At 67.6% G+C, this 12,485-nt stretch carries 11 protein-coding genes; 6 read left to right on the top strand and 5 right to left on the bottom strand.

Going from position 1 to position 12,485, the window contains the following annotated elements; translation table 11 throughout:
* Positions 1 to 178 precede the first annotated feature (178 nt).
* From prpE to ARC23_RS13395, 3 genes are all read left to right on the top strand, one after another.
* On the top strand, positions 179 to 2,059 hold the full coding sequence (prpE, locus tag ARC23_RS13405; protein WP_057497655.1) for a propionate--CoA ligase: 1,881 nt from the start codon (positions 179 to 181) through the stop codon (positions 2,057 to 2,059).
* A 222-nt stretch (positions 2,060 to 2,281) separates the two neighbouring features.
* The gene (locus ARC23_RS13400) at positions 2,282 to 2,785 is read left to right on the top strand and encodes a hypothetical protein (RefSeq protein WP_057497654.1); all 504 of its coding nucleotides are present in this window, start codon (positions 2,282 to 2,284) and stop codon (positions 2,783 to 2,785) included.
* Between the two features lie 46 nt (positions 2,786 to 2,831).
* Entirely contained in the window at positions 2,832 to 3,887 is a 1,056-nt protein-coding gene (locus tag ARC23_RS13395; RefSeq protein WP_057497653.1) for a suppressor of fused domain protein, read from the top strand.
* A 119-nt stretch (positions 3,888 to 4,006) separates the two neighbouring features.
* Here the strand turns inward: ARC23_RS13395 and ARC23_RS13390 are convergent, their stop codons facing one another.
* The 5 genes from ARC23_RS13390 to ARC23_RS13370 form a co-directional block, all read right to left on the bottom strand.
* On the bottom strand, positions 4,007 to 4,618 hold the full coding sequence (locus tag ARC23_RS13390) for a glutathione S-transferase N-terminal domain-containing protein (RefSeq protein ID WP_057497652.1): 612 nt from the start codon (positions 4,616 to 4,618) through the stop codon (positions 4,007 to 4,009).
* A gap of 84 nt (positions 4,619 to 4,702) precedes the next feature.
* Positions 4,703 to 5,161 carry a cell wall hydrolase gene (locus tag ARC23_RS13385; RefSeq protein ID WP_004154513.1) on the bottom strand — a complete coding sequence of 153 codons (459 nt, stop codon included), beginning with the start codon at positions 5,159 to 5,161 and terminating at the stop codon, positions 4,703 to 4,705.
* A gap of 298 nt (positions 5,162 to 5,459) precedes the next feature.
* Positions 5,460 to 7,490 carry an NADPH-dependent 2,4-dienoyl-CoA reductase gene (locus ARC23_RS13380; RefSeq protein WP_057497651.1) on the bottom strand — a complete coding sequence of 677 codons (2,031 nt, stop codon included), beginning with the start codon at positions 7,488 to 7,490 and terminating at the stop codon, positions 5,460 to 5,462.
* 86 nt (positions 7,491 to 7,576) lie between these two features.
* Entirely contained in the window at positions 7,577 to 8,206 is a 630-nt protein-coding gene (gene yczE / locus ARC23_RS13375; protein WP_057497650.1) for a membrane protein YczE, read from the bottom strand.
* Positions 8,207 to 8,405: 199 nt separating this feature from the next.
* Positions 8,406 to 9,422 (bottom strand): zinc-binding alcohol dehydrogenase family protein, encoded by a 1,017-nt coding sequence (locus ARC23_RS13370; protein ID WP_057497649.1) that lies wholly within the window; start codon positions 9,420 to 9,422, stop codon positions 8,406 to 8,408.
* 357 nt (positions 9,423 to 9,779) lie between these two features.
* Between ARC23_RS13370 and ARC23_RS13365 the strand changes: the two genes are divergently transcribed.
* From ARC23_RS13365 to ARC23_RS13355, 3 genes are all read left to right on the top strand, one after another.
* Positions 9,780 to 10,871, top strand: a complete 1,092-nt coding sequence (locus tag ARC23_RS13365; protein WP_057497648.1) for an OmpA family protein — start codon at positions 9,780 to 9,782, stop codon at positions 10,869 to 10,871.
* A 220-nt stretch (positions 10,872 to 11,091) separates the two neighbouring features.
* Positions 11,092 to 11,598, top strand: a complete 507-nt coding sequence (locus tag ARC23_RS13360) for a hypothetical protein (RefSeq protein WP_057497647.1) — start codon at positions 11,092 to 11,094, stop codon at positions 11,596 to 11,598.
* An 83-nt stretch (positions 11,599 to 11,681) separates the two neighbouring features.
* Positions 11,682 to 12,428, top strand: a complete 747-nt coding sequence (locus tag ARC23_RS13355) for a pseudouridine synthase (protein WP_203226362.1) — start codon at positions 11,682 to 11,684, stop codon at positions 12,426 to 12,428.
* Positions 12,429 to 12,485 lie beyond the last annotated feature (57 nt).

Raw genomic sequence — 12,485 nt, 5'->3', positions numbered from 1 at the left:
CCGGCCCCACCCCGCCATCCCCCAGTAAGCCAGCCTCTGCTGTTGCTTCGGCTTCGGCCTCTGCAGGTGCAGGGCGCAGCCCTGCAGAACAAACCCCACCCCCTACCAAGGTAGGGCGGCCCGCGCGGCAGCGCCGGACTATCCTCGAACCCATGACTTTGTCTGGGAGGGCTGCGTCATGAACTACGAGGAAACCTACCGTCGCTCGATCGACGAGCCGGAGGCCTTCTGGGGCGAGGAAGCCAAGCGCATCCATTGGCACAAACCGCCGCAGCAGGTACTCGACTACAGCAACCCGCCGTTCCGGCGCTGGTTCGTCGGCGGTGAAACCAATCTCTGCTACAACGCCGTCGACCGCCATCTGGCCGAGCGCGCCGACCAGCTCGCGCTGGTTGCCATTTCCACCGAGACCAACAGCACCCGCGAGATCACCTATCGCCAGCTGTATCGGGAAGTGAACGACTTCGCTGCCGTGCTCAAGCACCTCGGCGTCGGTCACGGTGACCGTGTGGTGATCTACATGCCGAACATGGCCGAGGCGGTATTCGCCATGCTGGCCTGTGCGCGCATCGGTGCGGTGCACTCGGTGGTGTTCGGCGGCTTTGCCGCGCACAACCTGGCGCTGCGCATCGACGATGCGAAACCGAAACTGCTGATCGCCGCCGATGCCGGCATGCGCGGCGGCAAGCTGATTCCGTACAAGCCGATGGTCGATGCGGCCTGCGCCGAGGCCAGTGCACCGCCGCCGCACGTGCTGATCGTCTCGCGCGGGCTGGACGCGGCCGAACCGCGGGTGCCCGGCCGTGATGTGGACTACGCCACGCTGCGCGCGCAGATCGGCGAAGTCGATGTGCCGGTGCAGTGGCTGGAGGCGAGCGAGCCGAGCTATCTGCTGTACACCTCCGGCACCACCGGCAAGCCGAAGGGCGTGCAGCGCGATGTCGGCGGCTATGCGGTGGCGATGGCGCAGTCGATGGAAACCGTGTTCGACTGCAGGCCGGGGCAGGTGATGTTCTCCACCTCCGATGTCGGCTGGGCGGTAGGGCATTCCTACAACGTGTACGGCCCGCTGATCGGCGGCTGCACTTCGTTGCTGTATGAAGGGCTGCCGACGAATCCGGACCCGGGCATCTGGTGGGCACTGTGCGAGCAGTACAACGTGCGCACCATGTTCTCCTCGCCCACCGCCATCCGTGTGCTGAAGAAGCACGACGCGGACTTCATCCATCGCCACGACCTGCGCGCGCTGAAGTACCTGTTCCTGGCCGGCGAGCCGCTGGACGAGCCGACCGCGCACTGGATCAGCGAAGCGCTTGGCAAGCCGATCATCGACAACTACTGGCAGACCGAAACCGGTTGGCCGGCGCTGACCCTGCTGCCGGGCCTGGAGATGAAGCCGGTGCGCTTCGGCTCGCCGGGCTTTCCCAATCTGGGTTACCGCATGAAGGTGATCGACGAGAACACCGGCGAGGAAGTCGCACCGGGGCAGAAGGGGGTGCTGGTGGTGTCGCCGCCGTTGCCGCCGGGCTGCATGAGCACGGTGTGGAACGACGACAGCCGCTTCCTGCAGAGCTACTTCAGCCATTTCAAGGAACTGCTGTACAGCTCGCTGGACTGGGCGATCCGCGATGACGACGGTTACACCTTCATCCTGGGGCGCACCGACGATGTGATCAACGTGGCCGGGCATCGCCTGGGCACGCGCGAGATCGAGGAGGCCATTTCCAGCCATCCGCGCGTGGCCGAGGCGGCCGTGATCGGAGTCAAGGACGAACTGAAGGGGCAGGTGCCACTGGTGTTCGTCACCTTGAAGCAGGGGCTCGATGGCGAGGATCCGGCGCCGGTGGTGGCCGAGATGATGGCGACGGTGACCCATTCGCTCGGTGCGGTGGCACGCCCGGCGCACGTGCATGTGGTCAACGCGTTGCCCAAGACGCGGTCCGGCAAGCTGCTGCGGCGCTCCCTGCAGGCGCTGGCCGAGCAGCGTGACCCGGGTGACCTGTCGACCCTGGATGACCCCGGCGCGCTGGAGGAGATCCGTCGCGCGCTGGGCCGCTGACCGGGTAGTGCCGGCCGCTGGCCGGCGCCCCCATCAATCCCGGGGTTGCCGGCCAGCGGCCGGCACTACCCTCCGCGTCCAGAACATGCGCTAAGCTCGGCCTGTCATCGACCTGCAACACGCGGCGCGCGCCGGGGAAGGCGCGCCCCGTCAGGGGATGGCACACAGGGGAGCGTGCCCGCAAGGGTGCGCCGGCATTGCGCATCGAGGGAGGGGGAGGCAATGGCATTGCTGCACGCCAAGACGGCTGCTGGCCGTCAGGAAATCGAAGACCGCAGCCGGCGCCTGCCGGCAGCACTGCGTTCGATCCTGCTGATGGTCGATGGCCATCGCGATGACACTGAACTGCGCGGCCTGTTCGAAGGCCTGCGCGCACCACCGGATGCACTGGAGCAGCTGGCCGCGCAGGGCCTGATCGAAGTGATCGGCGGAAGCGCTGAATCCGCACCGGCGCGCGGTATCAGCACCGGCCGCGAACAGGATCCGGCGCTGTACCAGCAGTTGTACGACGCGATGAGCGAGGCGGTGCGCCGCCACCTGGGCCTGAAGGGCTATTTCATGCAGCTGAAGATCGAACGCTGCACCGACGCGCTGGCGCTGGAGCGCCTGTGCCCGGAACTGCTGGCGGCGGTGGGCAAGGCGCGCAGCCCGGCATTGGCGCAGCGCTGGTGGCAGGAAACCCAGTCGGCCGTGCTGAACGCAGGCGATGAGGTCGTGCAGGCCTGAGCCACCGCGTAAAGTGATCGGTTCACTTCCCCACAAGGAGTCCCGCGTGCAGGACGACCACGACGACACCGACACCCCTGGCTGGGATGCGATCAATGCGGCGCTGGCGCCGCTGTATGCCGGGCAGGAGCCGCGTCACTACGGCACTGCGCTTCCGTACACGCTGGGTGGCCAGGATCCGCTCGATGGCATCAGTGTGTACTGGGCCGATGCGCCGATACCGCACTGGCACTACATCACCTACGGCTTCTCCGAGCTGTACGCCAAGGAGAGCAGTGACGCAGATGCCAGCGGTTATGGTTTCGAGCTGACCTTCCGCCTCGCTGCCGAACCCGGTGAGAATGCCGGCAGCACGCCGCCGGTGTGGCCGATGAACCTGTTGCAGAACCTGGCGCGCTACGTGTTCGGCAGTGGCAATGTGTTCGAGGACGGCCACCACCTCAATGCCAACGGCCCGATCGCGCTGGAGACCGACACGCGGCTGTGCCATCTGGCGTTCATCGCCGACCCGCAGTTGCCGGCACGCGGCACCGCCAATGGCCACCTGCAGTTCCTGCAGCTGGTCGGACTGACCGATGAGGAGATGGAAGCGGTCAAGCGCTGGTCCACGCGCGGCGTGCTGGAGGCGCTGCAGCCGGCGATGCCGCTGTGGATCAGCGACCTGCATCGCGGCAACCTGCTGGAAGATCCGGCACTGGCCGCACAGGTGCAGGCCGGCAGCGAGCGCGAGGGCTCCAGCACCGGCATGTTGTTCATCGAGACACTGGATTGGCGGCAGGAGGCGGGCATCACCACGCTGGTGCTGGGGGCCGGCCAGGTCGCCAGCGTGTGCGAGCTGCTGCCCCTGCGCCTGCGCCACGGCGAATCGCTGGAACTGGTCAGCCGCGAGCGGCAGTGGGAATTCATTCCGGCCGGGCGCGGTGAGGTGGGCGACGTCTCCGCCGACAGCGCGCGCTGGGCACTGGACGAGGCCGGACTGCAGGCCCTGGCGGGCGTGCGTGCCGAGCGCGGGATGTACCCGGTGGCGGCGGCGCTGCGCATCGAAGTGATGCCGACCTACCTGCGCGATGCCAAGGGGGAAGTGATCCGCCAGATCGGCTGATCGCGCGAATGATATCGAGGGGTCGGAGCCGCCTGCTGCGCAGGCGGATCCGACCCCGCCTGGTGGCCGATGGGGTCAGATCCGTTCGCCACGCGAACGGCTCTGACCCCTGACCAAGATCAGGCCAGGCCTTCGGCCTTCAGCGCGGCCTGCACGCCGGCATCGGCGTCCATGCGCGCCTTGTAGGCGGCCAGGTTGTCCAGGCCGGACAGGTCGACCTTGGTGCCGGCGGCCCAGCGCAGGGTGATGTAGAAGTACGGGTCGGCGAAGCTGCGGAAGCCGGCCAGCCAGGGCTTGTCGGCCAACTGCTTGTCGGCGGTCTCGAACAGGCCACGCAGGCGCTTGTGCGCGGCGGCGCGGATTGCGTCGTACTGGCCTTCGTCGGCAATGAACTTGCCCGGCGCGAACAGCGGCGAGAACGCCGGATGCACGTCGGAATTGACGAAGGCCAGCCAGCGGGTGGCTTCGGCGCGCTGGCGCGGGCTGCCATCACCGCCGAGGCCGGCCTGCGGGAAGCTGTCGGCGATGTAGCCCATGATCGCGGCGTTCTGCAGCAGCACGAAATCGCCATCGACCAGCGCGGGTACCGCGCCAGCCGGGTTGATCTTGAGGAATTCCGGACCCTTCAGGGTGTCCTTGTTCAGCAGTTCGACCTCGAACGGCTGGCCGGTCCACTGCAGGGCGATGTGGTCGGCGGTGGAACAGGCACCGGGCTTGCTGTACAGCTTCATGGGAACTCCAGGTGATGCGGGCGGGAAACGCCCACTATCCCAGAGCCTGCCAGCGGGCGGCAACGCTGCCGCCAGCACGGATCGTTACGACTGCCGCGGCTTGAGGTTCTGCACCTTATAGAAGGTGTGATCGCCGATGGTGGCCACCTGGTAGGCGTTGCGCCAGTTCGGGCTGGCGATGGACAACGCGGCGAAGTGGCTGGCACCGGGCACGATCTCGCGGCGCTCGCCGGCCGGCAGCGCCCAGTTGCGCTCGGCGTCGAAGGCCACGTTCATTGCCTCGCTCCAGGCCGCGTCGTTGCCCAGCTGGGTGCCGGGGGAGACGATGGTCGGCGCGAACTGCTTGCGCGCGGTGACCACCTGGCACATCGAGTCGCCCCACAGGCCGCTGTCAAGGCGACGCAGGGCGACCTCGGCGACGGCCTGTTGGCCTCGCAGGGTCTGGTCGCGGGCTTCCAGGTACACGGTGGTGCTCAGACACAGTGAATCAGCGGCCGGCTGCGGCAACAACTGCGACAGCCAGAGAATCCAGGCCAGTTTCATATAACTCCTTGCTCCGTATGGGCCGCACCTTCCGGTTCCGGCCGCGGGGGCGACAGGAGGCGGGGTACGACTTGGCGTCATGGGGAGGCGGCCATCGGGGCCGCCCCGTGGGCAGCCCCAAAAGAAACGACCAGTACCGATCGTGGGGGCTGCGCCGGCTCACCGGAAACTGGCTGGTGAGCGGAAAGATGGCGCAAGGTAGGGGGGCATAGCCGAACGCATCGTGAACCGCCCGGCTTGACATTCAGGTTCGACAGAGGTGACGGAAATCACATTCCGTCCCCCATTCAGGCGCTCATCAGAGCGCGGCGGCAACCCGGCTGCCCTGGTCGATGGCACGTTTTGCATCGAGTTCTGCGGCCACATCCGCACCGCCGATCAGCTGCGCGTTGATGCCGGCCGCCTGCAGTTCGGCCTGCAGCGCGCGGTTCGGTTCCTGCCCGGCGCAGACCACCACGTGGTCGACCGGCAGCAGCTGTTCGCTGCCCTCGACGCGGATGCGCAGGCCTTCGTCATCCACGCCCAGGTACTCGACGCCACCGAGCATGCGCACGCCCTTGGCCTTCAGCGTGGCCCGGTGGATCCAGCCGGTGGTCTTGCCCAGTCGCGCGCCGGGCTTGCCGGGGCTGCGCTGCAGCAGCCACAAGCGCCGCGGTGACGGCTCGACTTCGGGCCGGCTCAGCGAGCCGCGTGCCTCGAAGCTGGCGTCCACGCCCCATTCGGCCATCCAGCGCTGCGGGTCCAGCGACGGCGACTCGCCGGCGTGGCTGAGGAATTCGCCGACGTCGAAGCCGATGCCGCCAGCGCCGATGATCGCGGCAGTGGCGCCCACCTCGACCCGGCCCAGCAGCACGTCCAGGTAGCTGACCACCTTGGCGTGGTCGGCGCCGGGGAAGTCGACCTTGCGCGGGGTGATGCCGGTGGCGAGCACCACCTCGTCGAAACCGGCCAGGCTGGCCGCGTCGGCGCGGCTGCCCAGGCGCAGCTGCACGCCGGTTTCGGCCAGCTTGTGGCGGAAATAGCGCAGGGTTTCGTGGAACTCCTCCTTGCCGGGGATGCGCTTGGCCACGTTGAACTGGCCGCCGATCTCATCGTGGGCATCGAACAGGGTGACCTGGTGGCCACGCTGGGCCGCGACAGTGGCACAGGCCAGGCCGGCCGGGCCGGCACCGACCACGGCAACCTTCTTCGGCGCGGGGGTGGGGCGATAGACCAGTTCGGTCTCGTGCGCGGCGCGTGGATTGACCAGGCAGCTGGCCAGCTTGTTCTCGAACACGTGGTCCAGGCAGGCCTGGTTGCAGGCGATGCAGGTGTTGATCGCCTCGGCGCGCCCGGCGCGGGCCTTGTTCGGCCACTGCGGGTCGGCCAGCAGCGGGCGTGCCAGCGACACCATGTCGGCGCCGCCATCGGCCAGGATGCGCTCGGCGACCTCGGGCATGTTGATGCGGTTGGTAGCCACCAGCGGCACCTTCACGTGCGGCTTGAGCTTGGCGGTGACCCCGGCGAACGCGGCACGTGGCACCGAGGTGGCGATGGTCGGAATGCGCGCTTCGTGCCAGCCGATGCCGGAGTTGATGATCGTCGCACCGGCGGCCTCGATGGCCTGCGCCTGCTGCACGATCTCTTCCCAGTTGCTGCCGTCTTCCACCAGGTCCACCAGCGACAGGCGGTAGATGATGATGAAGTCCGGCCCGCAGGCTTCGCGGATGCGGCGTACGATCTCCACCGCGAAGCGCATGCGCTGGCGCGCGTCACCGCCCCAGGCATCGGTGCGCTTGTTGGTGCGCGGAGCGATGAACTCGTTGATGAGGTAGCCCTCCGAGCCCATCACTTCCACGCCGTCGTAGCCGGCTTCGCGGGCCAGCTTGGCGCTGCGTGCATAGTCGGCGATGTGGCGCTCGACACCACCGGCCGACAACGCGCGCGGAGTGAACGGGTTGATCGGCGCTTTCAGCTTCGACGGTGCCACCGACAGCGGGTGGTAGGCATAGCGGCCGGCATGCAGCAGCTGCAGGCAGATCTTCGCGCCGTGCTGGTGCGCGGCGGTGGTGAGCTGGCGGTGCGGGCGAACTTCCCAGGGCCAGGACAGCTTGCCGCCGAATGGCTTCAGCCAACCGACCACATTCGGCGCGAAGCCGCCGGTGACGATCAGGCCGACGCCGCCTTCGGCGCGCTCGGCGAAGTAGGCCGCCAGCCGCGGGAAATCACGGGCGCGGTCTTCCAGCCCGGTGTGCATCGAGCCCATCAATACGCGGTTGCGCAGCTGGGTGAAACCCAGGTCCAGCGGGGCGAACAGGTGGGGATAGGCGCTTTCGTTGGCTGGCGACATGATCGATACGCTTGCGTACGGAAGCGCGAAGCGTGCCGGGAAATGGCCGCCGGGGCAAGGGGCGCGGGGGGGGCGTGCCGGCCAGCTCAGGGCGATTGCGGTTGCCGGGCAGCGGCCGGCGCCAGCGGGGGGCGGCCGATCCCGAACCAGCCCAGCGTGACGCCGCACAGCGGGCCGATCAGCAGCGCGAAGGCCAGGGTGCCCAGGCCGACGTTGCCGCCCAGCCACCAGCCCAGCAGCAGCACGCTGCCTTCGATCAGGCTGCGCACCTTCCAGATCGGCCAGCCAGTGCGGGCATGCAGCCCGGTCATCAGGCCATCGCGCGGGCCAGGGCCGAGACGCGCGCCGATGTACAGCCCAGTGGCCAGCGCGACCAGCAGCATGCCGGTGCAGAACATCGCCAACTGCCAGCCAAGGCCGTCCGCGGGCGGCAGCAGCCACAGGCCGAACTGCGCCGAGGGACCGATCAGCAGCACATTGAGAACCGTGCCAACACCCGGCTTCTGCCGCAGCGGCCACCACAACAGCAGCACCAGCGCACCGATCACGTTGGTCGCCAGGCCGAACGACAGCGGCGTCTGCGCGGCGATGCCCTGCGACAGCACATCCCAGGGCGCCACGCCGATCGCCGCACGGATCATCAGCGAGGCGCCGAAGCCGTACAGGAACAGGCCAGTGATCAGTTGCAGCAGGCGCAGGGGCAGGGCGGTGGGCATGGCGGGCTCGGGGAAGGAAGATCTGTTTCCACCGTAGATCCGAATTGGTTCCCAGAATAGATACAGATGCCCGCCAATCCGCCGCTACAGGCATCGTTCGATACCGCGTAGAGGCTGTTGTGTAGAGCCGAGCCCGTGCTCGGCTGGTGGCGGCAGGCAAGCCGCCGAGCGTGGGCTCGGCTCTATCCCGCAGCGTCAGTCATTCCCAGCCGGCCAGCGCCAGCTTGCCCACCGTGCGTCCGCTGGCCAGGCGCTGATGGGCGATGTCGAGGTTGGCTGCGTTGATCGCGCCCAGCGTCTCGCTGAGCGTGCCGCGCAGCTGGCCGGCATCGATCATGCTGGCGGCCCGGCTGAGGATGCGGTGCTGTTCGATGCGGTCGGCGGTGGCAAAGCGCGCACGCGCGAACATGAACTCCCAGTGGATGCCGATGCACTTGGCCTTGTACGGATCACCGATCCGCAGCGCGCTGCGGGGTTCGACGATCAGGCCGACATGGCCCTGCGGTGCCAGCAGCTGGCCCAGCTCATCCCAGTAGTGGTCGGTGTCGGCCAGGTTCAGTGCCACCTGCACCTCGGCGATACCCAGTGCCTGCAGCTGGGGTTGCAGGCGCTGCCGATGATCGATCACGTGGTGGGCGCCCATCTGCCGGCACCAGTCGACCGACGCGTCACGCGAAGCGGTGGCGATCACCTCGAAGCCAGCATGGCGGGCCAGCTGGATCGCGATCGATCCCACGCCGCCGGCCCCTCCGATCACCAGCAGGTGCTGCCCGGCATGGCGACGGTCATCCAGATGCAGGGGCATGCGCTGGAACAACAGTTCCCAGGCGGTGAGCGTGGTCAGCGGCAGTGCGGCGGCTTCGGCGAAATCCAGCGTGGTGGGCTTGCGAGCCACCAGCCGTTCATCCACCCGCTGGTACTGCGCGTTGCAGCCCGGTCGGGTGACGTCGCCGGCGTAATAGACCTCGTCACCGGAGGCGAACAGGGTGACCTCGTCGCCGATCGCCTCGACCACGCCGGCAGCGTCCCAGCCCAGCACGCGGGGGACGTCGAGCGTGGCCGGGTCGGTGGCGGCTCGCTGCTTGCCATCGACCGGATTGACCGACACCGCCTCGACCCGGATCAGCAGGTCGCGGCCACCCGGCGGCAGCGGCGGGGGCAGATGGACATCATGCAGGAGGGGGGCGGATTCACGACTCAGGGCGACAGCTTTCATTGCGGCTCCGGCTGGGTGCGTTCCCTCATCATAAGGTTCCTCACGTTTGCCGAAATGCGCTGAACGCTGTGATGCGTGGTATCGCGCAGTATGTCGTTTTCCGCACTTAAATCCCGTCAAACCCTTGCAGCGTGAGGGTCTTGCGGATTTTCATCATCCTGTATAGGGTTTCAACGTCGGACCGTTGGACGGTTGGGCGCAACACTTCACATGTTACGGGACTGTTAACATGGCCTTCACCCGCCTGAGCATAATGTTCGCGGCGGTGGCGTGCTGAATCGGCTGTCGAGCTTCGACGCAGTAGTGCTGGCCCATGCCTCTACCGGTTTCATACCCCCGAAATAGGAGCTGTACTCAATGAACAAGAAGATCCTTACTGCAGCGCTGCTGGGCGGCCTGGCTTTTGCCCAGGCAGCTTCTGCGCAGGAGTTCGATGACCGCTGGTACCTGACCGGTTCGGCCGGCTTCAACTTCCAGGACAGCGACCGTCTGACCAATGACGCTCCGTTCGTGACCCTGGGCCTGGGTAAGTTCATCAGCCCGAACTGGTCGCTGGACGGTGAGCTGAACTACCAGAACCCGAACTTCGACAGCAACCAGGACCTGAACTGGTCGCAGTACGGCATCTCGCTGGACCTGCGTCGCCACTTCATCAAGGAAGGCCGCGGCTGGAACCCGTACATCGTCGGTGGCCTGGGCTACCAGAAGTCGGAAGAAGAGTACGCCGCGCTGGACAACAATGGTCCGCGTGAGCGCAAGGACGGCAACGTTGCCGCCAAGCTGGGCGTCGGCCTGCAGACCACCTTCGACAAGCGCGTTGCTGTCCGCGCCGAAGTGGCCTACCGCGCTGATTTCGACGACCAGAGCGTTGCCGCCCGCGACGAAAGCTGGTTCGGCGACGTGCTGGCTTCGGTCGGCGTCGTGATCCCGCTGGGCCCGGCTCCGGTCGCGGCTGCTCCGGCTCCGGCTCCGGTTGCCCCGAGCTGCGCCGACCTGGATGACGACGGTGACGGCGTCAACAACTGCGACGACAAGTGCCCGAACTCGCAGCCGGGTCAGACCATCGGTCCGGACGGTTGCCCGGTGCCGGTCTCCATCGACCTGAAGGGCGTCAACTTCGACTTCGACAAGTCGAACCTGCGTCCGGACGCCGTGGCGATCCTGAGCGAAGCCACCGAGATCCTGAAGCGTTACCCGGATCTGCGCGTTGAAGTTGCCGGTCACACCGACTCGAAGGGTACCGACGCTTACAACCAGAAGCTGTCGGAGCGTCGCGCCACCGCCGTGTACAACTACCTGACCAAGAACGGCGTTGACGCCGGTCGCCTGGTCGGCCCGATCGGCTACGGCGAGAGCCGTCCGATTGCTCCGAACACCAACCCGGATGGTTCGGACAACCCGGAAGGTCGCGCCAAGAACCGTCGTACCGAGCTGAACGTCCAGAACTAAGTTCTGACGCTCTGCCCGTAGGACACAGCAGGACCCGGCTTCGGCCGGGTCTTGTTGTTTCTGCGGCACTCAATCCAGGCATCTGTGGGTCTGGACGTAACCGTTCGTCGGGTTTTTACCCTTAAAACCAATGAGTTGCCGTATTCATTGAAAGTGGCGCTTGAAAGCTGTGGCGGCATTGCTAAACTCGCCGCGTCACTTCCTTTCCTGGATGCCCTTCATGCTGCGCTCTGCATCGGCCGCCTTCCTGGCGCTGGCCCTGGTTCCCGCCGCCCACGCTGCGGTCGATTGCTCGGTCAGCACCAGCGCCTCGCCACTGCCGTTGCCGGCCACGACCATCGCGCCGGTGGCCGACGAGCTGTACATCCGTGGCAACCAGCTGGGCATGCCGGCCGGCGTGCTGAGCAGCAACTACGACCCGTCGCAGTCGCTGGACCAGGTACTGCAGCGCCTGCGCATCGATGGCTGCCAGAACATCGCCAAGGCCATCCCGAGCGCACCGGCGGTGAAGCCGAACGATCCGGCGGCGTACAAGCCGCAGACCGAATTCGACAACACGCCCTGGCGCTTTGACATGAGCCAGAACGGCAAGCGCATGACCGCCGAGGAGTTCGACGCCTGGATGAAGGCGCGCGGCGTGCGTGTGGTCAAGGCGCGTCCGGCACCGGCCGCTGCGCCTGCCGCCGCCGAAGCTCCGGCTGAGACCAAGCCGGGCGAGAAGAAGTAAGGCGCGCGGGGAGCAGAGGCTTGCGCACGCGCCGCCCTCCTGCCGCCCCCGCTGCCCGCTCCCGCGTACCGCGTGGGCGTGCGATGTCCGCTGCCGTGCCCGGCGGCGTCCGTCATGGCCTGGCACGTGTGCTGTCCAAGGCCGGTGTCTGCTCGCGCACCGAGGCCGCGCGCTGGATCACCGATGGCCGCGTACGCGTGGCCGGCCGCATCGTGCGTGACCCGGAATTCCCGATTGGCCAGCCGGCACCGCTGATCGAGGTCGACGGCCAGCCGATGGGCGCGCCGCAGCGGCTGTACCTGATGCTCAACAAGCCGCGCGGGGTGGTGACCACCGCCCAGGACGAGCGTGGGCGCGACACTGTCTACCGCTGTTTCGACGGTGCCGGCCTGCCCTGGATCGCGCCGGTCGGGCGGCTGGACAAGGCCAGTGAAGGGTTGCTGCTGTTCAGCAATGACCCGCAGTGGGCGGCGCGCCTGACCGACCCGCAGACCGGGCCGGACAAGACCTACCACGTGCAGGTCGACCGTCTGCCCGATGAGGCGACGCTGGCGGCACTGCACGCCGGCGTGCGGGACGAAGGCGAGTTGCTGGTGGCCCAGGCCGTGCGCGTGCTGCGCAGCGGCGACAAGACCGCGTGGCTGGAGGTGGTCCTCGACGAGGGGCGCAACCGCCACATCCGCCGCCTGCTGGCGGCCTTCGACCTGCAGGTGCTGCGCCTGGTCCGGGTCGCGATCGGCGGGCTGGTGCTCGGCGATCTCGGCAAGGGGCAATGGCGGGTGCTGCAGGTCAGCGACCAGCAGCGGCTGGGGGCCGCTGCAGCGGGCTGATCACCGCCCGCGGCCGGCAGCCGCCGGCCACCGTTCCAGGCGTAGGGGGCGCCTGGC

Origin of the sequence: Stenotrophomonas beteli (assembly GCF_001431665.1) — a bacterium.
Lineage (GTDB): Bacteria > Pseudomonadota > Gammaproteobacteria > Xanthomonadales > Xanthomonadaceae > Stenotrophomonas > Stenotrophomonas beteli.
Note: the sequence above shows the minus strand (reverse complement) of the source record. Positions and strands in the feature narration are given on the sequence as shown.